The organism is Mycolicibacterium mageritense (genome assembly GCF_010727475.1).
GTDB classification, from domain to species: Bacteria; Actinomycetota; Actinomycetes; order Mycobacteriales; family Mycobacteriaceae; genus Mycobacterium; species Mycobacterium mageritense.
The window spans coordinates 6,947,806-6,974,674 of sequence record NZ_AP022567.1 but is presented as its reverse complement, the minus strand read 5'-3'; the positions used below and the strand labels follow the sequence as shown (position 1 = coordinate 6,974,674).

Here is a 26,869-nt window from a genome sequence, read left to right as displayed (position 1 = left end):
GGCGTCACGAATCGGTAGAACTACTTGGATCCGTGCGAGCGGGGTCGATGTGGCGATGGCTCCCGATCGCCGCGGCGGCATGGCGGGCACAGTCCGGCGTAGACGATGAGCTGCTGGTCTTCGTCGGATGCCCAGGAGACGTGAACGTCGGGTTGATGTTGTCCGCACGCGTCGCAGAGTGTGGCGCTGTCGAACCGCTCCACCCGCAGCGCCTGTCGTTCGGCGCACTCCCAGCACGCGCGTGTGTGGTCCGGGTCCCAGCCGATCACCATCAGCGGGCGCGGGCCAAACGCCGCGTGAAGACAGGTGGATGGATCGATCTGTGTGGCGATGATGCGCGCATAGAGCCGGTATCCGAGGTCGGCTGCGGGGGGCTGGGTTTGGCTGATTGCGGTGCGCCATCGTGTGAATTCGGCGCGGGCTGTTCTCAGCTCCCAGTTGGGGTGTTCGCGGTTGGCAAGATGCTCGCGCAGCGTGCTGCGGTATCCCCGGAAGATTGTCTCGCCGTCGATCGGCTGCACACGAATTCCACCAGCGCCTCCAGCGCGTTCGGTGGGCGTGAGGCCCGAGAAGGGGCCTATGTAGAACCCTTGGCGCCGATACCAGTTGATGGATTCGCGGCGGTGGTTCTCGACGTTGCCGTAGAGGCCTACGTGTCGGCGCGGGAGGCGCCGCACCGTTTCTGCCAGTAGGGATCGCGCGATCCCGGCGCGGCGGTGCTTTTCGGCGACGGCGAGGGCGTGGATCTTCCACCACGGCACGATTGACGGGTCGAACGCTTGCCCGCGTTGCTCGCGCAGGACGCGCAGAGTCGTGGCGGTGGGCTGGCCGGCGCCGAGCACGCCGCAGACCTCCCCGTCGGGTGTGACGGCGACGAGAGTGCTGCGATCCTCTGCGATCCTCTGTGCCGCCGGCTGGCTGAGTCCTGTGTGCGCGGAGATCAGGAGGGCGGCGTCGGTGGTGTCGGCAGGTTGCACCTCATGCACCAAATATGTCTTCCCCACGGGTTCAGCTTTATCACGTGTTGCTGACATCCCGCCTCGGTCAGGCGTTGCCACCGCGGAGTGCGTCGCGTCGACTACGCACGAATTCGGTGAACCGAAACCTGCTTCCGCTGCGTCCAATCAAGCCAGCGTTCGTGGTGAGGTGCTCAGGAGTTGTTCGCCGCCGGTGGCTCAGCGGTTTTGGGCGTGCCGGCGGGACGGACGAGGACGGCTCCGGCGAGCAGGATCCCACCAATGATCAGTGCGGGGGTGCCCCACGCTTTCCGGAACGTGGCTGCGGACTTGCACTCACCCACGTGATCGGTCGGAGTCCGGTTACGCCAGCTCTCGGCGCTCTCTTTGTCCAGGAGCCGCGCATGGCTGAGTTCGATGGAGAACGGTTGGCTGCACCGCACCTCGCTGGATGTGGCTTCGTCATGGAGGTTGATCGGGAGCAGGAGGGCCAGCGCTCCGGCGATGAGGCCGACGGCACCCACCAGTCCGAGAAACGTCCGTAGCGGCATGTACTGCTCCTGTTCGGTTGGCTCAGCGGCGGCGTGAAGTATATGCAAGTGCGTCAGCACGGATCGCCGGTGCCTGGGCACCCGCGAGTTCGATCCACAGCGGCGCAGCCGCCAGCGACTGTCACGTCCGTTGTGCAGCAGCTCGGCCACGGCTTCGGCCCGCCGGGAATCGGTGCCCCACACTGTGGACACGGCCTGGCTGGCAGCGACGGCGACAGCAGCAGATCCACGAGCGCGAGTCCGAGCTGACCGATCCCGCCGAGTGTCGGACCAGTCGCGGTGGCTCGGCGCGGCGTGGCTATATGCATAGTGATCAGCTGGCCTGGCTGGCGGCGGCGCCGGCCGCCTGGATCTCGGTGGCCTCTTTGATCAGCGTCTGAGGTGACAGCCGCAGAGCCCGCGCAATGCTGACCATTTCCGGCACCCGGCAGGGCCGCTGACCCAGTTCGATGCGTGACATGACTTTGAGGTTCACCCCGGCTTTGTCGGCGAGCTTGTCGAGCTGCATCCGTGCGCCGGTACGCCGCCGGCGGATGGCTGCGCCGATCGCGACGTCGGTGACGGTGCTGCTGTAGCGCAGTGGCTCGGCAATGGTGCCGTTGGTGTTGTCGCCCATGACTCCTCCTCACATAGTTCTCTAAAATGGAGAATAGCAGGAGAAGTTGTGTGACGGTCTGGCGCTGCATCGCGCAAGCCGGATTCGGCGTGCCGGTGTTCATGCGTCTGGGTGCCGGTGACGCGGCCTTGCGTTGACTGGCCGGCCATGGCTGAATACCGTCGGCTGGCCTGTGTCAGTCGCGCGCTGCTGCCTGCGCCTCTGGGACGGACCGGCACCGTTCGTCACGGAGCACCACGTGCCACGCGTGTGCACGCCCAGCCGCGGCCTCGAATTGCGCCGTCGGGGCGCTGTACACGGCGGCCAGCGCCCGCGAGTACGCCTGCAACGCCTCGGTGTGGGATGCCGGAAGCTCCTCGATCGCCCGCAACGTCGCGAGGTATTCCGCGGTGAACTCCTGCAGTTCCTCGGGGACGTCGCTGTCGACGGTGTCGGTCCAGCGAGACAGCGCCGGTGCCGCATCGAACTCGGGGGCGTACCCGACCACGCCCAGGAAGTTGCCCATGCAGGCATGGATCTCGTCGGCTGCGACCTTGTCGTAGGTCGGGTTCTGGTCGCTGTAGCCGGCGCTATAAGCGAATCCGTGCTCGCGGATCAATCTGTGCTCGGTGAGCACCGCGCCGCGGTGGGCTCGCCGTTCCTCTCTGGCCGCAGCGAATTCGAAGAACCGGTAACTGCCCACCACCGCGCACACCCGTGGCCGCACGTCCGGGTCAACGTCGACGGCGGTCGCCCCGGGGAACAGCACCACCCGCAGATCGAACTCCGCGATCAGCCATGCCAACGCATCCGCCCGCAGAGTCTGACCGGCGGCACGCGCGTTGCGCTCGTGGCCGCTCAGCCAGTCGGTGTCCGGGCCGGCGTCACCGAACCCGACGGTGGAATCGGCGCCGATCACCGCAGGGGCGCAGCTGAACCGGCGGCTGCTGCTATTCATGCGCGCACCGTATCGATCGCAGACGACTCTCCGGACAGCTGCGGCAGACACGCCGAGGGACGCCGGCGCAGGCCGGGGCCCAGTCGCGCCCCAGCGGCGTGTTCTTTTGCCGATTGGCCACCCTCGGAGCCGACAAGGTCCCGCGAGCAGCTGCGGGCCGGACAAGCAAGGAGACATCAGGTGCCGTGGTATCTGACAACCCCACGCCAGATCAAGGGGTTCAAGCGCGAACTCAATCGCGTGGACGAGGCGCTCTCACGCCAGGACGTGCGCGGGCTCGGTTCGCCGCTGACCCGGCTTCGCGGCGGCATGAGCGTCGGCATGGTGTTCGGGGTGCTGATCCTGGTCGCAGCATTCGTCGCGTCGTTGATCAGTCCCAAGCCTGATGCCGGTGTCGCGTCGATCATGACCACCCGAAGCGGAGGCATGTTCGTTCAGTTCAACGGCCGCCTGCACCCGGTGACCAACCTCGCATCCGCGAGGTTGATCGTCGGCAACCCCGACGAAGCCAAAGTTGTCACCGACACCGCGCTACGCAGCATGCCGACCGGGCCCCTCATGGGGATTCCGAACGCGCCCAACCTGCTCACGCCGCGCACCGACGACACCGCGACATGGACGGTGTGCGACTGGCGCGACACCGCCGTCCCGCTGTCGCTGCTGCGTTCCGGCGACATCACCACCGCGGTGATCGCCGGCTCGGACATGCTCGACGGCGGAACCGATCTCGGTGACAACCGCGCAGTGTTGGTCAAGCCGGTGACCGACCCGTCCAAGCTGTGGTTGCTCTACCGCGACACGCGAGCCGAGGTTGGCCGCACCGACTACGCCGCGCAGGCAGCGCTCGGTCTGACCCCGGCGCTGATCGATACGGCGGTGACCGTCTCCTCGGCGCTGCTTGGAGCGATCAGCCCGTCACCGGTGCTCACCGCGCCGGCGCTCGTCGACCGCGGACAGCCCAGCCCCGTGGTAACCGGGTCGGCGATCGGAGACGTGCTGACCGTGGCCACTGCCTCCGGCGCTCGCTCGTTCTATCTGGTCGGATCCTCCGGGGTGCAGCAGGTCTCCCCGGTGCTGGCCCAGATGATGATCAACACCGGCTCGGCACAGCGGCTCGTCGACGATCCGGCCACGGTACAGGCTCAGCCGCACGTGACCATCGTCGATGATTCCCGTTTCCCGTCGGCGGTGCCGACCATGATCGCCGAGCCGGCACTGTGCTGGAGCTGGGCGAAATCCCGTGGCGAACTGACTGCTTCGACGCGGATCTTCACCAACGCGCGGATGCCGCTGACCGAAGCGGGACGCGCGTCGGCGGTGAACCTGCTTCCCAACGACGGAACCGCTGAACAGGCCTCAGATTCGATCACGTTGCCCGGGTTCGGCTGGTATGCCCGCACCACCGGTGATGCCACCGATTCCGTGGCAGCCGAGCAGCTGATGTGGATCGATCCGAACGGCACCCGGTACCCGATAGATGCGGTGGTCGGATCTTCGGCCGGTGAGGTGTCCTATGACCCCACGGTCAAGGCGCTGGGATTCGACACCATCGCACCAACCCCGATCCCGTGGGCAGTGGCCAAGCTTTACGCACCGGGAGCCACCTTGTCGATCAAGAACGCACAGGTGATGCAGGGAACGCTTGTACCGCACTCACAGGTGCCCAATCCTCCGACCAGTAAAGGTCAGCGGCCACCCGAGCCCGACTCGCAACCGAGCGACGAGCCGGTCACCGAAGCCGACCCCGAAGCCGACCCCGAAGCCGATCTCGCCGCCGAGCCCGGCGCCTGATCCCCACTGAAAGGACTCATCTGATGTTTTCGATTTTCCGGGCGCCGCCCCGGCCGGCGGTGTCGCTGGCGCCGACCGGTGTGCAGATCAAAGAACCGCTGGCCGCGCCGCAGCCGGACCGCCGGCCGTTGTGGATGAAGGCGTTGCCGTTCGTGATGATCCTGGCGATGCTCGGCATGTTCGTCATGTTCGCGCTTCTGGGCGCCCGCGCGCTCACCTCGATGCTGTTCACGATGCCGATGATGTTGATGATGCTGGTCATGATGCTCACGCAGATGCGCGGGCAGAATTCCACCAACAACGACATCGAGCAGGAGATCGAAGAGTACGACCTGGAGCTGCGGGAGCAGCGCGCCGAGGTCTACGAGCAGGGCCGGGCAATGCACGATCTGCGTACCGCCTGTTTCCCGCATCCGGGGGATCTTCTGTCACTGGTGGGCACCGACGACATGTGGCAGGCCGACCCGAACCCGGAAATCGGCAGAGTGGTTGCCCCCGAAGACGAAACCGACCCCGACGTCCGGAATCTGACGTCCAACCCGTATCTGCGGGCGCGAATCGGCATCGGGATGGCGCCGCTGTATCCGAAGCTGATCCCCGCTCCCGATGTGGTTCCCGAAATGCTGGAACCCACCACGATGGTGCGCTACGAGCGGGCGATGCAGACGCTGTCGGTGGTGGCCAACCTGCCGATCGACGTCCGCCTCAACGAGTTCCCGGCCTATGCGCTGCGCGGCGAGGAATCCGCCGACCGCGGTGGTCTGGTCCGGGCAATGCTGATGTCATTGGCGTTCAACCACAAGCCAAGCGACCTGAACATCGGGGTGGTCACCGAGGATCCGCAGGAGTGGGAATGGTTGAAGTGGCTGGCCCACAACGAGGATGTGACCAAAGTCGAGAAGGGACTGGGCGCGCGGCAGCTGAGTTGGCGCAGCCTCGATGAGTTCGCGGTACGCCATGCCGCCCAGATCGAGCGGATGCGGGACCCCGCCGAGGGCGCCAAGCCCCCGCATCTGCTGCTGATCATTGACACCCCCAACGCGGTCGTGTCATGGCCGGCGAACATGGCCGGCGGTGTGACGGGAATGACCTGGCTGGTGGTTCGGTACGGCACCGATCTGGTCTCTGATCTCAAGAGCCGCATCCTGCTGCGCGACGGTCGGGTCTCCACGGTGGAGGACTTCGATGCCGCTGCAGCCGATTCGGTGTCGGTCGTCGCAGCGGAGACGTTCGCCCGGGCGATGTACATGTTCCGGCCGCGCAACTACGGTGTCGGCGGCGCGGTGGTCGATGACACACCTGAGCACATCGCGGACTTCTTCGAGGCGCTGCAGATCGGTGACATCGAGACTCACGACGTCATCGAGGTCTGGAAGCGCAACGCCTTCACTGATGAGATCAAAGTGCCGTTCGGCTATCAGCGTGCCGGGGATGTGCTGACCCCGGAGCTGAGCTACGTGAACTTCTATGAGGAGAACCGCAGCGGCAACGGTCCCCACGGCGCCGTGGCTGGGCGCACCGGTTCGGGTAAGTCGTATTTCCTGCGCGCCATCGTGCTGGCGCTGGTGGCCATCTACGGTCCGGACAAGGTGGCGCTGATCCTGGCCGACTTCAAAGGTGGTGCGACGTTCCTGGGGATGGAGAACCTGCCACACACGGTGGCGTCGATCTCCAATCTGGAGAACGCCATGGAGCTGGTGGACCGGCTCGGCGCGGTGATCAACGGTGAGGTGGACCGTCGCGAAGAGTTCATCACGACCCAGAGGCGGTGCAAGGACATCTTCGAGTATCGCGAACAGCAGCAGAAGCACCCCAACGATCCGGACTGGCCTTCACTGCCTGATCTGATCGTCATCATCGACGAGTTCGGCGAATTTCTCAAAGACCGGCCGGGCTACCTCGAGCTGCTGACCCGCGTCGGTCGCGTCGGCCGCTCGCTGGGCATGCACCTGGTGATGTGCAGCCAGTTCATCGACAAGTCGGTGCTCGGTGATCTTTTCGAACACCTGAGCTTCCGGTACTCGCTTTCGGTCAACTCCCCGCAGCACTCGATCGCGATGATCGGCACCGACGCAGCGGCCACGATGGTCGGCGGCAAGCTCAAAGGCAAGATCCTGCGCAAGTTTTCCTCCGACCACGGCCCAGTGGAAGTGGCCGCGTTCCACCACGAAGCTCCCTACATCCGGCGCACCGTGATCGAACGGGCCCGGACCGTCAACGACAGCCACGACGTGGTGGCGGATCCGGTGGTTCCGTTCACGCTGTTCACCGAGCGCGGCTTCACCCCCGTGATCGAGGGCGAGGTAGTCGAGACGCGTGAGGAGCAGCTGGGCGAGAAGATGGCCGATGTGCTCCTGGAGAAGGTGTCGCGGCTGCGTGACATGCGGACTCTGGATCTGTGGAAGCCTTCACTGCGGGAACCGCTGAGCCTTCCGACGCTGGGTGGACTGCAGCGCCAGCAGCAGGGGCTGCGTATCCGTATCGGCGACCTCGACGCCCCCGAGAAGCACACCCGCCTTCCGTGGATGATCGACTTCGGTGGCAGCGTGGCGCATCAGGTGATCGCCGGGGCCGGCAAGTCCGGGCGCACCACGCTGCTGCAGACGCTGGTGATCTGCGGCTGTGTTCAGCACGGCCCGTCGCGGCTGGCGTTCATGCTGGCGGACTACGGCACCGGCAAACTGGGGGAGGTCCGCAACAGCCCGAACGTGGCGGCATACGCTCGTCCCGGTGACGGCGAAACGGTGGCGCGGATCCTTGGCGAATCGCAGCGGCTGATCGATCTGCGCCGCGAGGTCATGGTGGACCGCGAAGTCCCGTCCATGGACGCGTATCTGGCGTCCAAAGATCAGGACCCGGTGCCTGGCGATCCGTACGGCTACGTGATTGTTGCCATCGACGGCATCGGCGAGTTCCTCGGCGAGGATCGCCAGGAACGGGCCAAGCTGCTGCGCCCGATTCTCGACGGCGGTGGCGCGGTCGGGGTGCATCTGGTCTACACCGCCGACTCACAGGGCTCGGCCAACGCCGGCAACGTGACGCATTACTCGGTGGAGGTCAAAGGCGGAGTGCAGCTCCCCTCAACCGATTACTCCGGCGCCAAGGTGCCGCCGGAGGTGCGCATGACACTGGCCGACCGTATCCCGCTGGATCAGCCGGGGCGGTCGTTCGATGCGGCCACTTCGCTGCAGGCGCGCACGGTTGTCCCGATCAACCGGGCGATCGAGCCGGACCGCGAGGACAAAGGCATGCCGGTGTTCGATGTGGTCGATCACGGTGAGGAGATCCGCATGCTGTGCGGGGACCTCGCAGCCGTTTACGCCGAGGAGAAGGTGCCCGCGGTGCTGCCGGCGGATGCGGTGATCGATTACGAGACGATCTGGTCGGTGTTCGAGCCGATGGTCGATTTCGGTCGGCATCCGGCACGCACCATCATGCCGTTGGGTAGCCGCATGGACACCTTGGCCTTGGCGCCGGTGCCGAATTTCTCTCAGAACCTGCTGGTGTACGGAGAGAAGGAGTCGGGCAAGAGCAATGTGCTGCGCTCGGTCATGGAATCCGTGATGCGTCAGTTCGCTCCCAAGGATGCGGTGATCATCGTCATCGATCCCCTGCGTCAGATGCTCGGCGAACGCGACCGCCTCTACGAGCGCGGGTACATGCAACGCGCCAAGTTCGTCGACAAGGTGGATTCCAGCGGCGCAACGGTTCTCGACGCCGACGGTAAGCCGGTGCAGGTGCGCAAGCGTCCGCCCGGGTATGTCGCCAGCCGCGAGGACATTGATGCAGTCGCCGAGATGCTGGTGCGGTTGATGGTTTCGCGCCGTCCCGGTGACGACGCGACCTCCGATCAGCTGCGCAACCGGACGTACTTCACCGGTCCGGAGGTCTACGTGTTCATCGACAACTTCGCCTCCATCGCCAGCGGCTACGCGGCCAAGACGGCGTTCGACGAAGTGGAGGTCGGCGGAGAATCGGTGAGCAGGCTGCTGGCGACCGGCACCGATCTCGGTGTTCACTTCATCCTCTCGGACGGCACCGGGTTCGCCGATCGGGTGAAAGCCTCGGCACTGCTGCTCGCGCTGCGGGAGTCGCTGATGGCGCCGATCCTGCAGCTGGCCGGCGCTCCGGCCTCGGGTCTGCCCGTCGCGCAGGCATTTCACCTCAAACCGGCACGGTGGCGCGCCGGTCAGGGCCGCCTGATTGTGGACGCCGAAGACCACGTGATGGTGCAGACCGCACACATTGATGTCGATGCGGTCGCCGCCCGGTTCAACGACGTGCCCGCGGCGGGATAGGGATCCACGCCACCCGCAAAGACTCAGCGCCCGTCCCGGAGTCCGGGGCGGGCGCTGATCGTTGTGGTCTCAGAAACTCAGCACTGACCGTGAAAGCGCTCCATCACAGCTTTCTCCGGGGCCGTGACGCTGAGGCGGTATTTGTTCTTCACCATGACCTGACGTTTGACGTAGGTGCACTGGAACGCGGGGTTGGGCGGCAGCCACTCGTCAGCTGCTTTGGCACCCTTGCCCATGTTGGCTGGCCCGTCGACCGCCAAGAGGTTGAGCGGGTCGTTGGCGATCTGCTTGAGCGCGGGCAGGTCCCACGTCCACGCCCCGGACACCCAGCTGTTGGCCAGGGCCACGATGTGATCGACCTGTACCGCCGCTGAGGTGTCTTTCCCGCGCATGAAGCCGATGATCTCCGCGGTGTAGGGATCGACCAATGTTCCAGAGGCGACCTTGCACCCGTCGAGTGTGGTCACCGCGGTCAAGTCGCGGGCGAGGATGTCGTTCCTCGTGTCGCAGTTGTTATTCCCGCCCTCGACATCGACGTCATCGGTCCACGCCTGACCGAACCGTACGCGGGCGTAGCCGTTCATGGATGCCTGCGGGGCGACCACGAGGGTGGACGGGTCGGGGCTGGGGGTACTTGTTCCGCCTAAAGCCATCGGCGCGCCGGCGGAGCCGGGCGGAACTGCGTTGCCGGCCGGTTCCTGTTCATCTCCACTGCCTGCGATCCATTCGCGGGTTGCTGAGATGGCCGGCCCGATCACCGGAACCGCAGTGCCGGCCAGTGATCCGAGCAGCACGACGGCGGTCACGACCATGATCAACCCGATCAACGCCAGCTGCAGCAGGGTAGAGACGATGCCGGAGGTCTTATTCGTTGTTCCCATGGCCGCGCAGTGTGGCCGCCGCTGCCGTTGCGGCCCTTCCGCGGCGCGACAGCGGCCGCGCTCGGGAACTGTCACGTCCCCGTCATTCGGCATCCAGCCGCGGCACCGTTTTCGGGTCGTGCGCGCAGCACGTTCGCCGGGCGGCCGCTCCCCGGTGGTGGGTCTGTATACCGCCGGGGATGCCCGTCTGCGCATTCGGAAGCGTCACCGGGGCACGGCGGTGAGCTGCTTGTATGCGCTGTACGGCGGCACTGATAGCGATTTTGAGGACTACTTTGAGGCACTGATTTAGTACGGTTTTGAGTGCCTGTTTGAGCGAAGTTCTGAGTGCCGGTTGGAGCGCGGGTTGGAGCATCGCGGCGCCGGCAGGTGTCGGGCCCGTACGCACGCACGTTGGCGACGCAAGGCCCGGTGACGGAGCCCGGCGGGAACCGGTCGGTGGATAGCGGCTCGTGTGGGGTGCTCTTGAGCTCGCTTTTGACTGCTGCACACCGTGTGAGGGCGCCGGCGCGGGGGCAGTCGCGCCGCAGACCCGCGGCGGTCCCGCGCCGGTCCTAGATTGCGCGCACCGCGGGCACACGAGCACCGCGGCGTCGGCGGTCTCGCGCAGTGCAGCCGCCGCACACTCCGCAGCAACCGAAAGGTGGTCCGGCGATGACAGCCGTGATCGACAACAAGGCGTTCGTCAAAGGTCTGTCAGCAGCGAAAGTGATGGCCTTCGCCGGCAAGGACGACCCCACGCACGCCGCCGTGCTGCTCGGCACCGCACGCGTGGAGACAGCCGAGGTCGGCTCACAGAACTCGTTGGCGTTCCTCGCTTCTGACGGCATCAGTCCGGGACAGGCGATATTCGAATGCGACGGCGACCTGCCGCTGGTGAAGTTCTCACTCGACCAGGCCAACCAGTTGCTGTCGGCGGCCCGGGGTGCGGCTTCCGCCGTGAAGAAAAAGGACAAGGAGGCCTCCACCGAGGTGGAGCTGTCGGTGGTCGATGAGGGATCGACGCTGCTGATGCGCACCCTGACCGACGGCGCACTGGGCGAGGCGGACTCCCGCCACTACATCCCGCTGCAGGATGCCGACGACTTCCCGATCCGTTCGGTGCTCAAGACGTTGCAGGCCAAAGGTGCCCGCGAGATTCTGGGTGCGCGCGGCGCTGGGGACGATATGAGCAATGCCCCGCTCAAGGTGGGGAAGGTGCAGGCGTTCACCGCCGAGACCATCAAGAAAGTCGGTGCGATCGCGGCGGTCTTCAAGGAGCCCGTGGAGATCTACACCCGCGCGCATCCGGCCTCGATCGTGACCGTCACATGTGCGGGTGTGTTCCGCGCGGTGCTTGCGGCGCACGCCTACCACCCGGATCTCGACGTCGAGGACCCCGAGGTCGCGGTGGCCACCACGCTCGGGGACAGCGGCGGAGCAGGCGCTGGCGCGGACCTCGCCGACGACGAGGACGAGGGACCGACCGTCGGTGCGACCGGGGGTGAGGGCGGCACAGATGGCGACGCGCTGTCCGAGAACGGCGCGGCGTGAGTATCACCGCGCTGCAGCATGCGTTGGACCAGTACAGCGTCGCTTGCTGGTTTGACCGGCTCCCCAGCCATGAGCGGTTCTGGGAGAACCGTACCGGCCACGAGGCGGTGCGATTGCAGGCGAGGGACCGAGCGATCGCCGCGGGCGCCAGCACGGACCAGCTGACAGACTGCGACCGCTACGCCGCCGAACTGATCGCCGATCACCGGTCACCGCTGGGGCTGGCCGGGCGCTCCTGGGATCAGTTCACCGCGGACCAGAGGGCACAGCTGTGATGGGCCTGGACGTCAATGCCACCAGTGTCGGCGATCGGATCCGCGACGACCGGGGCAAGGTGCTCACCGTGCACGAGATCCGGCCGGCTGACACACGCGACGATCCGTCCGCCGGACCGATTGTCTGCGCCGAGTTCGACCACGGACACGGCGTATGCATCGACGCTGCGACCGCACACCGCTACGAACCGGCCTGACCGGTGCGTCCCCGTCGCGGTGTCACGTCCTGATCCGCGGCCGGCTACCACCCCCCGCACACATCAACCACTGCTGGCCTCAACGTCGAAACTTCGAACGTTGCATAGACACTAAGGACCGCACATGAGCTTCACCCATGAGATCGGCGACCTCTTCGCCCACCCGGCTGAGGCCATCGCGCACGGCGTCAACTGCAAAGGCGTCGCCGGTGCTGGCGTGGCAGCTGTGATGAAGTTGCAACACCCCAACGCAATTCACCAGTACCAGGTACTCGCCCGGCGCGGTGACTTACCGCCGGGCGGAGCGATGATCTGCACGCAAGGGCCGGGGGACAAGACGATTATCCACTGCGCCAGCCAGGATCATCCCGGGCCCAACGCGACCGAGGAGTGGCTGCGGTCGTCACTGACTGTTGGCCTGGAACTGGCTGTCGGGCACGGCATCCGGTCGGTGGCGGTTCCGCTGATAGGCGGAGGTATCGGTGGACTGGACCCCGCAAGGGCGGTCGCGATCATCCGCGAGGTGTCCGAGGAGTCACCGGTGGCCGTGACGCTGGTGACGCTGGCCTAGTCGCCGCGACACGCCGAAGCGCAGCCTGTTGCATGCGCCGTTGCTTGTCGGGGATGCCGAGTACAACTTCACCCATCCGGTGCGGGTGAGTTCCGCAGCCTGTGAGCGGGGAAGCTCACCGGTTACGCATCCGCACCGGATCAGCAACAGCAACTGAAACAGCAACAGCAACAGCAACAGAAACGAGACTGACATGACCGCCCCCGCTCCCGTCGCACCCGCCCCGGTCCCCGTGGCTGCTCCCGCTCCCGTGGCCGCTCCCGCTCCGGTTGCCGCTCCCGCTCCCGCTCCCGTGGCGGCTCCGGCTCCGGTTGCCGCTCCCGCGCCGGCCGCGCAGTTCCCGGTCGCACAGGCCCCGGTCGCACAGTTCCCGGTGGCCCAGCCCGCCGCAGCGCCCGTCGCCCAGGCGCCGGTCGCCAACGGGAATCTGGTCCCGTCGGCGGCGCCGGCCATCGGCACCATCCCGACCGGCTCCGGCGGAGGGCTCCCCGTCGAGGGTCACCTTCGTTTCACAGAGTCGTTGGCGTTGGGTGTCGTCGAGTCCACCGTGTGTTGGCATGCGCGCGATGATGGCAGCAGCAGCGCGGGAATCGGGTGCCCGGCACGGAGGCACCGTGTCCGCGTGTCTCGTGCAGGATCCGCGGCCGACGCCGCTGCGCACCGCCTATGGAGCGAATGTGAATTCGACGCAGCTGATACTTGTCACCGTTCCGCCGTTTGCAGCCGAGCTGGCAGCTTCGACGATCTGCATCGCGCGCTGCTCAGCTCCGGCTGAATCCCATGCCTTTACCACGAGTGTCACGATATGGTCTCTCCCTGTGGCTGAGTCGATGACCGCGTCAACGTGCGGGTCGATGCCTGGACCTGCGGCGGACCTGCTGGCGAGTGACCCCAACTGGCGCACGAATTCCTCGAGGTTTGTGACGTCGCACAGCATCTTCGCGCGCCACAGTGGTGCACCCGGGGCGTGCAGAGCACGGTTGTGAAAATCGCGCCAACGCAACCCGTTCTCGATCACGCCACTGCGCGAGCCATTTGTGCGGTGAGTGATCGATCGAGGAACGCCGCAGGCCGAGACGAACTCGTCGATGTCGAAGTTGGGATCGGAATACGCGAGAACCTGCCCCACTACCCACGCAACGTTGGTTCGCAACCGGTCAGTTTCAACGTCTTCGAGTCGGCTGGGACTGGGGCGGCTATCAAAACTGCGCTGGTGTCCTGCACGGTCTAGTCGATACGGTGCGTCTGACCAGTCGTGGTCAGCGATTTCGGCGGCAAACTCGCGCGCAAGACGGCTCAACATCAGGCCGCCTATAGACCGAGTCACTGCCCTCTCCCTAATGAGGTGGCACAGGTGACTCCGTGCGGTACTCAGCTTATCTCGATGAACGGGATTGAGTCGCAGCTGCGGGCACCGGATAGCTGACAATCACAGCCCCATGCCGTGGGTCAATTGATGGGTGCGCTCGTAGACGGTGCAACGTAGCGTCCCCGACAACCCACCAAACAGGCGAGAGGACACGATGATGGCAAACGAGCACTGGAAGACAATCGGGACCACCGCGTTGGCTCCGGGGATGCATGTCTACGTTCACCCGGACCATCCCCGGCCGGTGGTCGCGCTACTGCACCAGCACCACCGCGAGAATCCCGAGAGAGAACGTGTTGTTCCTGGCTACCTTGACATGAACGTGGAAGTGCAGCCGGTCCCGGAGCTGACGGGGATGGTCGCAATGGAATCTCCGTGGGCACCAGCCGAATCCGCGCCACCGGCGGCCCAAGAACCCGAGTCACTGATCCTGCCCGCTCCTGCGGGCCTGACTGCCACCTCGAAGGACGGTGACAGCCTTCCCATCGTCGCATTCGAGGTCCGCGCGCCCGGGAACGCCAACAGCCTCGTTCCACTGGTGCTCTCCTCTAGCGGCTCTGTCGGGCGCCTCTTGGCCGACGCTGAGACGGTGTCGGCGGACTGGATCGCGGATCCTGAGTAGCGCAGCAACCCGATCAACGAACACGGGGATCGGGTTGCTGCAACCGTTCGCGCCGGACCAGCTATAGCCGATCCGTTAGCCGTTCTGCCACTTCCCAACTGATGCCCCTCGCAGCTGTCAATCGCGCCACGCTGTCGGCGATGCTGTTCTGGTTCGGCCCAGCTCGCAGAAACCGCACGGGAGGTTGGGACTGCGAGGGTTGGTGTCGGGGCAGGTAGACTCCGCCGATCCGGCTCACGGCAGGATGATCAGTGCTTCGGCCTCGGCTCGTGTCCAGTGGCGTGGGGGAGCTTCGCCCGTGAACGTCACCTCGTCCCACTCGATGGTGAAAATGCCCGGGCGCATCCCGTGGTCGAGCCAGTCGACGACGGCGCCGATCGCACCGTCGGCCGTCTTGACCACATTGCCGAGTTCGACCATGGCGCTTTACCGTTCGACTGAGTAGATGCGGGTGTAGCTGAACCGTTCGAGGTTCTGCTGCGATTTGATGGCGGCGAGCTGGCCGGCGGATTCACCGTCGGCGATGATCCCGTACAGACGCAGTCGCCCATAGGCGTCGTAGCCGGGCTCGGCCAGGATCGCAGTGGCCTCCTCGTAGGTCAGGGTCTTCTCGACGCCCTCACCGATGATCGACATCAGCAGTTCTCCTCCATCCAGCCCCGAGCGGTGATCAGACCCAGCGGGCCGTCAGCCACCGTCTCATCGGGTTTTCCGTAGTTCTTCACGACACACGTCGCGGTGTTCAGTGGTGTCCACGCGATCAGGATCTCGACGCCCTCGCGGCCGTAGATGACCTGCTCCCGGTCTTCGAAGCACGGAGTCACAGAGACGGTGGTCCACCCGTGTTGTGCGGCGACCTGTTCGAGCACCGCGCGTCCGTTGTAGGTCATGCCGGGAATCGTGTCAGTGGCACACAGTGCAGCGGGTACGCGGCGCGATCCACGATGGCCACCGGGTACTCCGGCCCATCCGTCCGCATCGTTCGGTCGGTGTCACGTCCTGCGGACGTCCCGGCTGGACAGTGCGCGCCGCACCTCGCGAGACCTGCTTGTTCTGGCCTACGGTCGGCGCCATGGCACACGACATCACCGTCAGCTTGACCCTGTCCGACAACGGCGACGCAGCTCAGCTGGTCGGTGAGGTGGCCGCAGGCAAGCGTGCGTCCGTCGACTTGGAGGGCACTGACCGCCGGTCCGGGACGCCGGTAACGGTCCGCGTCTACCCCTGATTCACGAGAGGCATTCGGATGGCATCGATCACGATGACGCTGCGCTATCGCGCCGACACGTCGAAGTACCCCGCTCATGTCCAGACGCAAGCCCAGGCCGCCCAGCATGACATCGACAACTACGCGAACGGTGAGATCAGCCTCGCTGAGCTGTTCGACACAGTCGGCGAGGATCAGCTGACGTTCGTCGCGGGGGACTGAACGACTGCATGATCGAGTTCCTGCTGCACCCGGTGGTGCCGCTATCGCTACTGGTGGTGTGGGCGGTATGGGCGCACAACCACCGCAAGACGCCGCCGGTGTTGCCGAAGATGGATCGCGGCCGGGCGAGGCCCGGTGACTTGTCCGCCGGCGGGTCGTCCGCGACGTCGAAGACTGAACAGCGAGTGCGAAAGGTGCTGGAGGACGCGGGATATGCGACGTACCCGCAGGGAACGATGATGTGTATGGGACGTGACAGCGCCGGCAAGAACCGGTTCTTCACCCCCGACATCCTGATCCGTCGACCGTTCGCTGCTGTCGAGGTCGATCCGGACCACTGGCACGGCACACCGGACAAGATCGCTGAGGACATCATGCGCAACCGGTTCTACGCTGCGCGGGGTCTGCGCGTGGTGCGGGTGCGCATCGACGGCACGCAGGCGCTGAGCCCCAACGACGTGGTGATTGCGCAGTCCGATTTCGATCCGGCCCGCGATGGGACAGCGGTGCTGCGCGCGGTCGCTGGCGCGCGGATGCTGCCGCCGACGTTCTGGACAGTTCCGGCGGTGCGGCCGTGACCCGCGATCCGCAGCTGCGACTGTGTTCAGCTTGCCGCGCGCCGGGCCCGCACTATTACCCGCCAGATCCGGACTTTCCGCTACCCGTTGTGTGGCTGTGCGATTCGTGCGTGGACCCGGAGGTGGTGCGGGCCCGGTTGATGAGGAAGCCGCGCGAGGCCGTGAGACTTTCCGGGTCCATGCAACGAATCGACGATCAGCGACGGTAGACCGCGGAGTACCAGGTTGTGCAGCCTTCCACGTACATGCCGACCTCGCCGAGAGCGTTCTGCAGGGCTTCGTGCGACTGGTGGTCGCCGTAGTCGAGGTTGAACGCCCGCGCATGGTCGCCGCCGTCATGGGTGACGACCAGGAGCGATTTCGTGCCGTAGTCCTCGCCGCGATCGGCCCACTGCTCAGGGGTGTAGAACCGTCCACCGCCGCCGTGCTCCATCAGGTCGTGTTTGTCGAGAAACGCGCGGATCGTCTCCGCCGCGGTGCGGCCGGTGCCGCGCAGGTCATCGGGGATCGGCCACAGGGTCTCGGCTGCTGTGCTCATCAGATGTCTCCTCGGATATTGGTCGGCCGGCGTCGGTGTCCGGTGCCGTCACCGTGCCGCGAGGGCGGAAGCGGCGACCGTCGCGGCGCGTGCGCGCCCCACTCGCAGGCAGGGGACCGGCGCAGGCACAGTCGCGCTGCCATCAGCTGACGAGAGGAACCACCGCCATGGGCAGCCCCAACCACGAACAGCAGCGCATCGACGTGCTCAACGCCGCCCGCGAAGGCCGCGCTACCTATCTGCCGGCCGGTGCGCGCGACAACTCCACCGCTCAGGTGTTCATCGACGGTCAACTGATCGGGCAGGCGTCCACGCTGATGCACTTCGTGCGCGAGGATCCGGACAACACGACGCGGTTCGGGGAGCGCAAGTTGATCCCCGGGTACGACCACCAGATCCCGGAACAGCTGCGCTAACCCACCATTCTTTTGAACGCGAATCGGCCCCGACACCGTCACTGGTTGTCGAGGCCGCCTGCTGTCCAGGACCCGCGGGCTGCTGTCACGTTGCTGCGAAGCGGAATCCGTCGCCGTCGGGGATCCACTGACCCGACGGGTACCCGTGATCGGCGACCAGTGAAGCCAGCGCCGGCCCGGTCACAGCATCCGTGGCACCGCCCAGTCGCACCAGCACGGTGCCCTTGTCGTCGACCACTTGCCAGTTCCATTCGGCGTCGCCGGTCGGTTCCAGTCGTGCGTGCATTCTCGTCTCCTCATGGGCGTGGTTCGACCGGTGTACCAGTGCGTGCCCGCAACGTCCGCCCGAGCCGCGCCATGCCCCTGATCTCGCAGGGACCGCTGTGATGCTGCTGGCCACAACGAGGAAGGACACCCCAGGTGAGTGTGCAGCAGGCCCTTGAAGAATTGACCGCGGTGCAGGCGCGCTATGTCCGGTTCGGCGCGTGCGACACCGAGCCGCGCGGCGTGGTGGCAGAGCTGCTGGAGTCGGTGCGTCGCGGCGATGTTCCCGCGGTTCCCACCACCGCGGCGGGATGGCAGCTGTTCAGCGAAATGGCCGGTAGCGAGACGGCAGCTGCGGCACTGCACGCCGCCGGGGCCGCTCTGGTGGAAGCGGCCAAAAGCGATGCGGCCGGGCTCGCGCGTTACCTCGCCAGCGGCGGACTCTGAGCCGGAATCAAGTCCTGTCCGCGTCGATTACCTCGGTGAGTGCGCGGTGGTACAGCTCCACGTTGATGCGGGCGTGCTCAAACTGGGTCATCGCTGCTGCGAGTGTCGTCTGTCCGGATCCCGAGCCATATCGCGATGCGGCGGTGAAGTCGATGCCCAGCGGTTCGGTGGGGTGCTCGCGAGCTTCGGTGATGTCGTTGCGCACCGCCTCGAGTTCGAGGAGCACCCGGTCGAGCATCTTGGCGGCCTGCTGTAGGTGCCTGTCGCGGTGTTGTTCCAGCAGTGCCCGGCATTGTGCCCAGGTCGGCACGGCGTCGTCGGGGATCAATGGATGGCCCTGCGGTGTGCGCTCGGCGGGCAGCAGTCCGTCGGCCACCAGAAACTGCAGTGTGCGCACTTTAATCCCGCACCGTTTCGACACCTCGGAGAGTTTCAACGGCTCGCCCATCCTCTATTCCCCCCTTCGCGTCCGAGCCTCGACGGTAGCGCGGCAAGCCGCAGCGTCGGCACGTCCGGCGAACCGGCCCGCAGCTGTGGGTGTAGTCGTCGGCGGACGTCCGGCGGCCCGGTGCCGGCACGCACCGAAACGGTCCTAGCGTCAAGCACGCAGACGTGACACGCTGAATCGGGCCCGTCGTTTGTCGGCGCAGTTCAGAAGCCATTATGCGCTCGGTTAGAGTGACACATCGGTGACACTCAACAGCTATTCCGATAGCGATCTGAACGAGCATTTTCCCAGTTCAGCGTCGTTGGCTCAGTTGTAGCGAGCTGGGAAAACAGTGCTCTACACTCCTGGGGGTCAAGTGGTCGCAGGTTCAAATCCTGTCAGCCCGACCATCGAAAAACTCGCCGGCGACGCCGAGCGAGTTTTTTTGATGCTCGGGGGACATGATGCGGCGACTTCATACCACTGCGGCATGTGACCGTCGGCTCCTCAGAAATGGGTTTCCGCGCCGAGACGATAGCGTCCCGGGGAGTGGTGGACTTCGGATCTGGCGTGGTTCACGCGTTGTGATCAACGAGTCATGGTGAACGCTAGGCGATTTGGTGTTGTTTGGCAAGTGCTGCCGCGGCGTGTTTGGCGGCGATCACGGCGCGTAGTTCGTCCATGGAGACATCGGAGAGGTAGCGGCGGGTGACCTGCCACTCGTCGTGGGATTCGATGACCACCGCGGTGGCCAGGCGAAGGAACGCCGCCGGATTGGGGAAGATCTCACGACATCGGCCCGACGCTTGATCTCTTTATTCAGACGCTCTATCGGATTATTCGACCAGATCTTCTGCCAATGCGCCTTCGGGAACGCAGTGAACGCCAACACGTCGGTCTTGGCCTCGCCCATCATCGCGGCCACCTTCGGGAACGACGCGGCCAGGGTGTCGGCGACCCGGTCCCACTGCGCGGCGACCTCGTCGGGTTCGGTGTGAGCGAAGATGGTCTTGACCGCCGCGGTAACCGCCGGGGCGTGTTTGGCCGATACCGCGGTATGCAGGTTCCGCATGAAATGCACCCGGCACCGCTGCCACGATGAGTTCGTGAACTGCTGTGCCACAGCGACTTTCAACCCAGCGTGCGCATCGGAGATGACCAGGTGCACCCCCCGATAGGCCGCGCGCCTTAAGCGAGGCGAGGAACTCGCGCCAGAACTCGAACGACTCGCTGTCACCGACCGCGGTGCCCAGCACCTCACGGGTGCCGTCGATCGACACGCCGGTCGCGACCACCAGGGCCTGGGAGACCACGTGCGCCCCCACGCGGACCTTGCAGAAGGTGGCATCGCAGAACACGTAGGGGAAGCTGGTGTGGGTCAGCGAGCGTTCCCGAAACGCTGTGATCTCGCGGTCCAGGCCGGCGCAGATCCGCGACACCTCCGACTTGGACACCCCGGTCTGCACGCCCATCGCCGTCACCAGGTCATCGACGCTGCGGGTGGACACCCCGTGCACGTAGGCCTCCATGATGACCGCGTGCAGCGCCTTGTCGATACGCCGGCGGGGTTCCAGCAGCGACGGGAAGAACGATCCCGCCCGTAGCTTGGGGATCTGCACCTCGATGTCCCCGGCGGTCGTGGAGACGGTCTTGGGGCGGTGCCCGTTGCGGTGCACCGTGCGGCCGTCGCTGCGTTCGTAACGGCCCGCGCCGATCGCCGCGGTGGCCTCGGCCTCGATGAGCTGCTGCAACCCGGAACGGATCAACTCGGCGAACACCGCACCCGAGTCAGCGGACTTCAGTGCATCGAGCTGAGCGAGCAGGGCAGAATGGTCAAGGGTCATCGCGCGGTTTCCTTCGGTGAGTCACTTTGGTACGTAACTCACTGACCACTACGCGATGGCCCACCCCAACACCGGCACCGACACGGCCTGAACATCTCCGCCCACCTCAGCCCCGTCCCCGAATTCCCACCACCCCAGGGGACTTAGCCGCCGAGACTGTACTGAGGGACACGATCGCGCCGATTTTTGTCCCTGTGTTCAGTCTCGGTACTCGCGGGCTGATGATTCGGGCGAGTCGGTGAACCACACACTTCCGGCTGCTCCAACACCAGCCTGCGCCGCCCTCAATCTCCGGGAATATCTGGACCGTAGTCCGGTTGTCCTCGGTATGGTCGGTGTCCGCCCGGCCTCGCCGACATAAGGAGACCGTCGTGTCCGTCGAGAGCGTCATCGTCGCCCACCTCAACGCCTGGAACTCGCCGAGCGGCCCCGAGCGGCAACGGGCGATCGCCGAGATCTATTCGCCCGATGTTTTCGTGGGCGAGCCTGCCGCCGCACTCACCGGTCACGCCGGTGTCGAATCTGCCATCGCGGCACTGCAGGCGCAGCTTCCCGGGAGCGTGATCACCCGAATCGGCCCCACGCAGGTTGCCCAGGATCTCGTGACCTACGCGTGGACGCTCGGCCCCGAGGGCGGCGACACAATCGCCTCGGGTCGAGACGTGCTGATCATCCGCGACGACAAGATCGCGAGCCTCTATGTGGTGATCGACGAGTAGCGTCAAACGCGCGCGGGGCCCGTCATTCGAAGCTGGATGACGGGCCTCTTGCGTGACGGCCCTGCGCGTCGGTCGATGACCCGGCAATTCTGCCGCGACCGGGCGATCTTTGCTGCAGTGCCCCGGTCTCGCAGTTAGTTCATGTGGCTTGAGGTGTTGCCGTGCGCAGACGAGCGCGCAGGCAAACTCGCGGAATGGCTCAAACTCTTCGCCTTATCCGAATTCCACTGCACAGCAACATTTCTCGAGTTAAAACTTCTACAAACCCCTGTTCAGGCGGGGTCTGGCCGCGGTAACCTTCTGCTGGCCAGCAAACCACTGGGCGGTCGGGGTATCGCGGGGAGCGTACGGCTGACGTCATCTGCGAGGAAGGGGCACCAATGGGTTGCCTGTGCGTCTGTAGCTGTGCCGCGGCAGCGGGCCGCGAAATCCTAACGGCAGCAGCGGAAGTCGTTTCTTTGACGACACGAAACGGTGCCGGGTGGGTGGGATGAGCGTCGACAACGCGCCTCGCGTGGCGATGGTGACGAGCACTGCGCCCACCGTGGTGGCAACCCCCGAAGCACCGGATGCGGCCGAAGCTGTCCCGCAGTGGACCCCGCTTCAAAAACTGGGTTTCCGACTGCTTTTCACGGTCGGCGGTGGGATGCTCACCGTCACCGGTGGGGTGGTGCTGCTGGTCACGGTGTTCGGCAGTGTCGTGGGCTTCGACGAGGGGCACTACCCCTGCGAGCGGCTGCTGTGGCTGCTCGCGCAGATCGGCAGCTATGTCAGTCGAGGGCGTGGTGTCGAGATCACCAGGTCGGCCGGCGGAGACATGTTGTGGATGTGGTGTTTCCAGCTCGGGTGGATCGTGTTGGCCCTGCCGATCACTGCGTTGTGGACCGTCCTGGATCGGCGGCGCCCCAACTACCGCAGCCTGGCGGCGTCGCTTCTGGTGTTCGCGCGCTTCGGGCTGGCACTGGTGATGATCTTCTACGGATGGGGCAAGGTGATCCCTGTCCAGATGGGGTACATGCCGCTGCCACAGCACCAGTTGCAGTTGACGGGCGACACCAGTCTGTTCAACACACTGTGGGGTTTCGTGGGTGCCTCCGAGCCGTATTCGGTCGCCATCGGGTCGATCGAACTGCTGTCGGGGTTGCTGCTGTTGTGGAACCGCACGTGGGTGCTCGGAGCGCTCGGGTCGGTGATCTCCACGGCGCAGGTGTTCCTGCTCAACTTGACCTACGACGTGCCGGTCAAGTTGGTTGCGGCCCAATTGTTCTTGGTGGCGATCGCGATCACGGTACCGATGTGGCCGAACTTTGCCCGGGTCGTGTTCAATCGCGGTGAGACGCGCCCCGTTGAGCTTTGGACGCCACTCTGGGCGGACAGACGCTGGCTGCGGAAGGCCGGTGTGGTCGCCAAATTCGGCACCGCCGCGGTGTTGCTGGTGATCACCGGAGTGGGCGGCGTCCTGGCCTACATCGGCTATCACACGCCATCGTCTACTCTCGACGGTGTCTGGCGCGCAACGTCATTCACCATCGACGGGCGCGAAGCCACGCTGAACCAGACGAATCCGCAGCCGTGGATCAACGTGGCGATCACCGATCGCAACAAGGTGCCCCAACTCGGCGTGGTCAGGTTTGTCAGCCAAGACCCGGCGGGTTACACCACCAGGTGGCTGCTCGACATCGACGGTGATCGTCTCGAATTGCGCAAGCCCGATACCGATGTGACCGAGGTCGTCCTGCGCGCGACCCAACCGGACAAGGACCGGCTGGTGCTGACGGGCGAATTGGACGGCAGGCATATCGAGGGAACTTTCGAACGCCGGTTCATGGAACGCAGCAACTCGAAGTTCCGCCTCGTCAGCCCGTCGATCCCGATGGATTCGGTTCGGTAGTCGACGAATTCGCTGTTCTCACGCGAGATCGGCGAGCGCTTTGCGGGCCGCTTCCAGTTCGGATTCGAGGGCCGCGACCCTGGCAGCCTGCTGGGCGCGGGCCTCCTCGATCACCGCGTCGATGGGGGTGGAGAGATCCTCGTGCAGTTCCTTGGCCGCGCGGGACACGGCGGCAGCCGCGACCGCGAGATCACGGGCTAGGAAGGTGCCGCCCTGCTTCAGCTCGGCGCGCCATTCACCGTCCGCGGTGCCCGTGACGGTGAGGGTCAGCTCGAGAGTCTTGGTCTTCTTGCCCGAGGCCTTCTTCGCCGGCGCCTTCCGGGGCTTCTCCTCGGCGGGAATGTCCGAGTCGGTCGACGGCGCTTGGGGTGCCAGAGTGTCTACAGTCATCGTTGATCTCCTCCTGAACATCGCCCGCAGCGCGCGGGCCGGGCCGAGCGCCCATTGGAACACATGTTCGACTGTGACGCCAACCCGGCCTCAGGCCCTCACGCTTCCCGCACCGTCAGCAGCACCTTCCCAACCGTCTCGTCGGAGTCGAGCAGCTTGTGCGCCTCGGCGGCGTCGGTGATCGGGACTTCCGCCGCGACGACCGGCTTGACCGCACCCTCGGCGATCAACGGCCACAGCTGCTCCCGCAATTCGCCGATGATCTCGGCTTTGGATCCGGGCCCCTGCACGGGGCGTCGGCGCAGGTTGGTCGCGTGCACCGATCCACGTTTGAACAGCAGCGCGCCGAGATCCAGCTCGGCCGCGGCGCCGCCTTGCAGACCGATGATGGTGAGGTGTCCGTTCTCGGCGAGGGCTTGCACGTTCTTGGGCAGGTAGCTGCCACCCATGATGTCGAGAATGACGTTGGCACCGGGATATTCGGCGTTGACGATCGCCGGGAAGTCCTGCTCGCGATAATTGATCAGGGTCTGTGCACCTAGTTCGCGGCAGCGTTCCAGCTTGAACTGGCTGCCGGCGGTCACCGCCACGTTCGCGCCCAGTGCGCGGCCTACTTGTATTGCGTGCGTGCCGATTCCGCTGCCGCCGCCGTGGATCAGCAGTGTCTGGCCATCGTGCAGACCGCCCGTCATCACCACGTTGGACCACACGGTGGCGGCGGCCTCCGGCAGCGCCGCGGCCGCGGTGACAGTGACACCCTGCGGCACCGGCAACACCTGACTGGCGGCGACGTTGACCCGCTCGGCGTAGCCGCCCCCGGCCAGCAGTGCGCACACGGCATCGCCGGGAGCCCAATCCTGGACTCCGGCACCGACTTCGGCAATCACCCCGGACACTTCGAGGCCCGGGATCTCGCTCGCCCCCGGCGGCGGGGGATAGAAACCCATCCGTTGCATCACATCGGCCCGGTTCACCCCCGCGGCCACCACGTCGATGGCGACCTCGCCCGGACCGGGGGCGGGCAGGTCGTCCACCTGTGCCCACTCCATCACCTCGGGATCGCCAAAACCATTGAGCGTTATCGCATACATCCAGCTGTCTCCTCTATCGGTTTCTCGTGGTCATGTACCTCGACGCGTTCCTGCGGGCCAGGTACGCGCGCGGGCTGTCGCCCTGCCAGCGGTGGAACGCGTGTGAAAAGTTGCTGACATCGGTGTATCCCAACCGGTTCGACACCTGCTCGACGGTCATGCCGCTTTGGAGCAACTCGGTGCCGAGATGCTGGCGCACCTCGTCGAGCAGTTTGCGGAACGACGTGCCCTCTGCCTCAAGCTGCCTGCGCAGCGTCCTAGTGCTGCAGGACAGTCGATCGGCCACTTGTGCGAGGCTGGGTGGGCGAGCGGGGTCGGCCAGCAACAGATCCCGCACCTGACCCGCGCGGCCCGTTCTGGCCTCCCGCTGCTCGAGCAGCATCCGGCACTGCTGCTCGGCGAGTTTGGCGGTGTGCGGACTCGACTGCGGCAGAGGAACGTTCAGCTGCGCCGCACAGATGGTGACTGACGTTTCTGCCTCGTCGAACGCGGGCTCCGCGCCGAACATGTCCTCGTACACTGCGACGGCGGCCCCCGGATGGGGGAGAGCGAATGAGATGCGGCTCGGTGGAGGCGATGTGCCGAGGATCTCGCGGTACAGATTGGGAATGGCTGCGGCATCACGTTCCAGCACAAATCGGCGGATCGGCACCGGCACCGCACGGGCGTCGACGACGATCGACAGGTCGTCGCCGTGTCGGCGCGTCTCGAAGGAGCAGAAGGCGTAACTCAGTCGCACAAATCTCACCGCGACGTCGATGGCTTCGCCCAGGGTCGGGCTGGTGAGGATCGCAAAACCCCACACCCCGAAGGCTGTCACCGGATATCGCGACGCGGCCTGTAATCCCAGCCCGGGCCGGTCGCCAAGAGCGGCAACGATGTTCGTGATCACCTTGAGCTCTTGCTGTCCGCTGACCTCGGCGGAGGGGTTGCGGACCGCCGCCGGCGTCAGCCGCGTGCCCACCAGACATTGTTGGGCCGTCAGACCGAACTCGGTGGCCCAGTCGAGCATGAGCGCCAGACTGGCGGCGGGCCGTTTCGAATGCACGTCCATCGTCGTCATCGGGGGCGAACCTGCCGGCGGTACTCCTGTGGGCCGACGCCCTTCCAGCGTCGGAATGCCTTGGTAAAGCTGGACACCTGCGAATAGCCGAGGCGCTCGGCAATTTCCGCAACTGAACGATGATCGTTGACAAGCAGCTCCTCGGCGAGGGCCTCGCGCACCTCTTCCTGAAGAACCCGCAGCGACACGCCTTCCTGAGCCAGGTGGCGCCGCAGCGTCCGTGAGCTGACCGACAGCTGCTGCGCGGCGTCGTCGAGCGACAGCACCGGCGACGCATTCGCCAGCATCACATCACGCAGCAGGCCTGCGACGCCGGCACGTGCAGACCGCTGCTTCAACAGTTCGACTGCTTGTTTCTCCGCCATCGACCGCGCGTATCGATTCGCCTGGGGCAGTGGCTTGGCCAACGATTCCAGGCTGAGGATGAGGCAGTTCTGCGGTGCTTCGAACTCGGGCTCGACGCCGAACACGTCGACGTATTTCTGTACCACCGCCTCTGGTGGGCGCGCCATCGTGTACGCGACCCGAAGTTCGGCGTCGGGCGTCATGAGCAGGTCGCGCTGAAGGGTCTGGATCCCGGTGCTGTCCCGCTCGACGGCGAAGCTCTGTACGCCGACCGGGAGCGCGGTCGGGTCGAGAATCAACCGGCCGGTGCCGTCGGCCGGGTCGGCAGACGTGCTCAGGCGGCACAGGCAGAAGCTGAGGGCGGCCAGCGACATACCCACCAACATCGCGTCGCCCAGTGTCGCCGAGCTCATGAGCGCGAGCCCCCAGATTCCGGGGGAGGCGGCATGGCACCGCAGACCGGCCTCGACGCCGAGCCCCGGGACGTCCTGAAGCGCGTCGAGCATGTTGCTGATGATCTGCAGCTCATCGCGAAGTCGGACCTCGGCGTCGAGGTCGTCGAGCGCCTCTCGGGTGAGGGGTGTTCCGCGCAGCACGTCGGCATGGGCCATTCCGTGCTCGGCTGCCAGGTCGACGAGCAGCGCCGCGCCTGCCGGGGAGCGCAGGACATCGTGCGTACTCACCTGAACCTCACATCGGCCGGTCTGGCTGTTTGCTCTCATCATGCGCTACCGAGGTTAAGGACGAGCACGCCTTGCCCAACAGGTGACGAATGGCCAACAAGTTGTGAGAAGTGGCCAGGTGCTGGCAACAGGGGCCCGTCGCGGCAA

At 65.7% G+C, this 26,869-nt stretch carries 30 protein-coding genes and 1 pseudogene; 14 read left to right on the top strand and 17 right to left on the bottom strand.

Features of this window, described 5'->3' with window-relative positions:
* Window positions 1–20: 20 nt before the first annotated feature.
* The 4 genes from G6N67_RS33595 to G6N67_RS39355 all read right to left on the bottom strand — a co-directional run bounded on the left by G6N67_RS33595 (window position 21) and on the right by G6N67_RS39355 (window position 3,060).
* Window positions 21–977, bottom strand: coding sequence for a GNAT family N-acetyltransferase (locus tag G6N67_RS33595; RefSeq protein ID WP_163642402.1), 957 nt, complete (start codon window positions 975–977; stop codon window positions 21–23).
* Window positions 978–1,150: 173 nt separating this feature from the next.
* Window positions 1,151–1,507, bottom strand: coding sequence for a hypothetical protein (locus G6N67_RS33590; RefSeq protein WP_131524832.1), 357 nt, complete (start codon window positions 1,505–1,507; stop codon window positions 1,151–1,153).
* Between the two features lie 313 nt (window positions 1,508–1,820).
* Window positions 1,821–2,123 (bottom strand): helix-turn-helix domain-containing protein, encoded by a 303-nt coding sequence (locus G6N67_RS33585; RefSeq protein ID WP_051579170.1) that lies wholly within the window; start codon window positions 2,121–2,123, stop codon window positions 1,821–1,823.
* A 175-nt stretch (window positions 2,124–2,298) separates the two neighbouring features.
* Entirely contained in the window at window positions 2,299–3,060 is a 762-nt protein-coding gene (locus G6N67_RS39355; protein ID WP_036439629.1) for a hypothetical protein, read from the bottom strand.
* A gap of 180 nt (window positions 3,061–3,240) precedes the next feature.
* On the opposite strand from G6N67_RS39355, the gene eccB reads away from it, so the two are divergent.
* Both eccB and G6N67_RS33570 read left to right on the top strand, forming a co-directional pair.
* The gene (gene eccB, locus G6N67_RS33575) at window positions 3,241–4,851 is read left to right on the top strand and encodes a type VII secretion protein EccB (protein ID WP_230022553.1); all 1,611 of its coding nucleotides are present in this window, start codon (window positions 3,241–3,243) and stop codon (window positions 4,849–4,851) included.
* 23 nt (window positions 4,852–4,874) lie between these two features.
* Window positions 4,875–9,149 carry an FtsK/SpoIIIE domain-containing protein gene (locus G6N67_RS33570; RefSeq protein WP_036439631.1) on the top strand — a complete coding sequence of 1,425 codons (4,275 nt, stop codon included), beginning with the start codon at window positions 4,875–4,877 and terminating at the stop codon, window positions 9,147–9,149.
* A gap of 77 nt (window positions 9,150–9,226) precedes the next feature.
* Here the strand turns inward: G6N67_RS33570 and G6N67_RS33565 are convergent, their stop codons facing one another.
* On the bottom strand, window positions 9,227–10,030 hold the full coding sequence (locus tag G6N67_RS33565; RefSeq protein ID WP_036439633.1) for an HNH endonuclease family protein: 804 nt from the start codon (window positions 10,028–10,030) through the stop codon (window positions 9,227–9,229).
* A 654-nt stretch (window positions 10,031–10,684) separates the two neighbouring features.
* On the opposite strand from G6N67_RS33565, the gene G6N67_RS33560 reads away from it, so the two are divergent.
* The 4 genes from G6N67_RS33560 (at window position 10,685) to G6N67_RS33545 (ending at window position 12,606) form a co-directional block, all read left to right on the top strand.
* Window positions 10,685–11,563: a hypothetical protein gene (locus tag G6N67_RS33560; RefSeq protein ID WP_230022551.1), complete on the top strand. Its 879-nt coding sequence runs from the start codon at window positions 10,685–10,687 to the stop codon at window positions 11,561–11,563.
* Window positions 11,560–11,838, top strand: coding sequence for a hypothetical protein (locus G6N67_RS33555; RefSeq protein ID WP_036439635.1), 279 nt, complete (start codon window positions 11,560–11,562; stop codon window positions 11,836–11,838). Before G6N67_RS33560 ends, G6N67_RS33555 begins: the two co-directional genes overlap by 4 nt.
* Window positions 11,838–12,035 carry a hypothetical protein gene (locus tag G6N67_RS33550; protein WP_036439637.1) on the top strand — a complete coding sequence of 66 codons (198 nt, stop codon included), beginning with the start codon at window positions 11,838–11,840 and terminating at the stop codon, window positions 12,033–12,035. Before G6N67_RS33555 ends, G6N67_RS33550 begins: the two co-directional genes overlap by 1 nt.
* Window positions 12,036–12,159: 124 nt before the next feature.
* Entirely contained in the window at window positions 12,160–12,606 is a 447-nt protein-coding gene (locus tag G6N67_RS33545; RefSeq protein WP_036439639.1) for a macro domain-containing protein, read from the top strand.
* Window positions 12,607–13,270: 664 nt separating this feature from the next.
* On the opposite strand, the gene G6N67_RS33540 is transcribed toward G6N67_RS33545, so the two are convergent.
* A complete protein-coding gene (locus tag G6N67_RS33540; RefSeq protein ID WP_131805287.1) occupies window positions 13,271–13,909 on the bottom strand; it encodes a hypothetical protein in 639 nt (212 codons plus the stop codon).
* Between the two features lie 223 nt (window positions 13,910–14,132).
* On the opposite strand from G6N67_RS33540, the gene G6N67_RS33535 reads away from it, so the two are divergent.
* The gene (locus tag G6N67_RS33535) at window positions 14,133–14,597 is read left to right on the top strand and encodes a hypothetical protein (protein ID WP_131524833.1); all 465 of its coding nucleotides are present in this window, start codon (window positions 14,133–14,135) and stop codon (window positions 14,595–14,597) included.
* A 234-nt stretch (window positions 14,598–14,831) separates the two neighbouring features.
* On the opposite strand, the gene G6N67_RS33530 is transcribed toward G6N67_RS33535, so the two are convergent.
* The 3 genes from G6N67_RS33530 to G6N67_RS33520 are packed head-to-tail and all read right to left on the bottom strand — an operon-like array spanning window position 14,832 to window position 15,487.
* A complete protein-coding gene (locus G6N67_RS33530; protein WP_036439645.1) occupies window positions 14,832–15,017 on the bottom strand; it encodes a hypothetical protein in 186 nt (61 codons plus the stop codon).
* Between the two features lie 6 nt (window positions 15,018–15,023).
* Entirely contained in the window at window positions 15,024–15,233 is a 210-nt protein-coding gene (locus G6N67_RS33525) for a hypothetical protein (protein ID WP_036439648.1), read from the bottom strand.
* On the bottom strand, window positions 15,233–15,487 hold the full coding sequence (locus tag G6N67_RS33520; RefSeq protein ID WP_036439650.1) for a hypothetical protein: 255 nt from the start codon (window positions 15,485–15,487) through the stop codon (window positions 15,233–15,235). The genes G6N67_RS33525 and G6N67_RS33520 overlap by 1 nt, the downstream gene beginning before the upstream one ends.
* Window positions 15,488–15,669: 182 nt before the next feature.
* On the opposite strand from G6N67_RS33520, the gene G6N67_RS33515 reads away from it, so the two are divergent.
* Genes G6N67_RS33515 through G6N67_RS33505 form a run of 3 tightly spaced genes read left to right on the top strand, consistent with a single transcriptional unit; the run spans window position 15,670 to window position 16,604 of the window.
* Entirely contained in the window at window positions 15,670–15,825 is a 156-nt protein-coding gene (locus tag G6N67_RS33515) for a hypothetical protein (RefSeq protein WP_163642400.1), read from the top strand.
* Between the two features lie 18 nt (window positions 15,826–15,843).
* Entirely contained in the window at window positions 15,844–16,026 is a 183-nt protein-coding gene (locus G6N67_RS33510; RefSeq protein WP_036439652.1) for a hypothetical protein, read from the top strand.
* A gap of 8 nt (window positions 16,027–16,034) precedes the next feature.
* Entirely contained in the window at window positions 16,035–16,604 is a 570-nt protein-coding gene (locus G6N67_RS33505; protein ID WP_036439654.1) for a putative endonuclease domain-containing protein, read from the top strand.
* 196 nt (window positions 16,605–16,800) lie between these two features.
* On the opposite strand, the gene G6N67_RS33500 is transcribed toward G6N67_RS33505, so the two are convergent.
* The gene (locus tag G6N67_RS33500) at window positions 16,801–17,142 is read right to left on the bottom strand and encodes a hypothetical protein (RefSeq protein WP_036439656.1); all 342 of its coding nucleotides are present in this window, start codon (window positions 17,140–17,142) and stop codon (window positions 16,801–16,803) included.
* A gap of 167 nt (window positions 17,143–17,309) precedes the next feature.
* Between G6N67_RS33500 and G6N67_RS33495 the strand changes: the two genes are divergently transcribed.
* Window positions 17,310–17,558, top strand: a complete 249-nt coding sequence (locus G6N67_RS33495) for a hypothetical protein (RefSeq protein ID WP_036439658.1) — start codon at window positions 17,310–17,312, stop codon at window positions 17,556–17,558.
* 85 nt (window positions 17,559–17,643) lie between these two features.
* Here G6N67_RS33495 and G6N67_RS33490 read toward each other — a convergent pair whose 3' ends face one another.
* Window positions 17,644–17,844, bottom strand: coding sequence for a hypothetical protein (locus G6N67_RS33490; RefSeq protein WP_036439659.1), 201 nt, complete (start codon window positions 17,842–17,844; stop codon window positions 17,644–17,646).
* A gap of 134 nt (window positions 17,845–17,978) precedes the next feature.
* Here G6N67_RS33490 and G6N67_RS33485 point away from each other — a divergent pair, with 134 nt between their 5' ends.
* A complete protein-coding gene (locus G6N67_RS33485) occupies window positions 17,979–18,269 on the top strand; it encodes a hypothetical protein (RefSeq protein WP_051579172.1) in 291 nt (96 codons plus the stop codon).
* A gap of 7 nt (window positions 18,270–18,276) precedes the next feature.
* Here G6N67_RS33485 and G6N67_RS33480 read toward each other — a convergent pair whose 3' ends face one another.
* Together G6N67_RS33480 and G6N67_RS33475 are read right to left on the bottom strand one after the other, a co-directional pair.
* Window positions 18,277–18,717, bottom strand: a complete 441-nt coding sequence (locus tag G6N67_RS33480; RefSeq protein ID WP_036439661.1) for a MerR family DNA-binding transcriptional regulator — start codon at window positions 18,715–18,717, stop codon at window positions 18,277–18,279.
* A 587-nt stretch (window positions 18,718–19,304) separates the two neighbouring features.
* A pseudogene (locus G6N67_RS33475) lies at window positions 19,305–20,540 on the bottom strand (IS256 family transposase).
* Between the two features lie 371 nt (window positions 20,541–20,911).
* Between G6N67_RS33475 and G6N67_RS33470 the strand changes: the two are divergent.
* Both G6N67_RS33470 and G6N67_RS33465 read left to right on the top strand, forming a co-directional pair.
* Complete coding sequence (locus G6N67_RS33470; protein ID WP_036439663.1) at window positions 20,912–21,259, top strand: nuclear transport factor 2 family protein; 348 nt, start codon at window positions 20,912–20,914, stop codon at window positions 21,257–21,259.
* Window positions 21,260–21,782: 523 nt separating this feature from the next.
* The gene (locus G6N67_RS33465) at window positions 21,783–23,150 is read left to right on the top strand and encodes a hypothetical protein (protein WP_036440647.1); all 1,368 of its coding nucleotides are present in this window, start codon (window positions 21,783–21,785) and stop codon (window positions 23,148–23,150) included.
* 18 nt (window positions 23,151–23,168) lie between these two features.
* Here G6N67_RS33465 and G6N67_RS33460 read toward each other — a convergent pair whose 3' ends face one another.
* The 4 genes from G6N67_RS33460 to G6N67_RS33445 form a co-directional block, all read right to left on the bottom strand.
* Window positions 23,169–23,540, bottom strand: a complete 372-nt coding sequence (locus G6N67_RS33460; RefSeq protein ID WP_036439665.1) for a DUF6319 family protein — start codon at window positions 23,538–23,540, stop codon at window positions 23,169–23,171.
* 98 nt (window positions 23,541–23,638) lie between these two features.
* A complete protein-coding gene (locus G6N67_RS33455) occupies window positions 23,639–24,631 on the bottom strand; it encodes an NAD(P)H-quinone oxidoreductase (protein WP_036439667.1) in 993 nt (330 codons plus the stop codon).
* A gap of 13 nt (window positions 24,632–24,644) precedes the next feature.
* Window positions 24,645–25,694 carry an AraC family transcriptional regulator gene (locus G6N67_RS33450; RefSeq protein WP_036439669.1) on the bottom strand — a complete coding sequence of 350 codons (1,050 nt, stop codon included), beginning with the start codon at window positions 25,692–25,694 and terminating at the stop codon, window positions 24,645–24,647.
* Window positions 25,691–26,722, bottom strand: coding sequence for an AraC family transcriptional regulator (locus G6N67_RS33445; RefSeq protein ID WP_230021463.1), 1,032 nt, complete (start codon window positions 26,720–26,722; stop codon window positions 25,691–25,693). The genes G6N67_RS33450 and G6N67_RS33445 overlap by 4 nt, the downstream gene beginning before the upstream one ends.
* Window positions 26,723–26,869 lie beyond the last annotated feature (147 nt).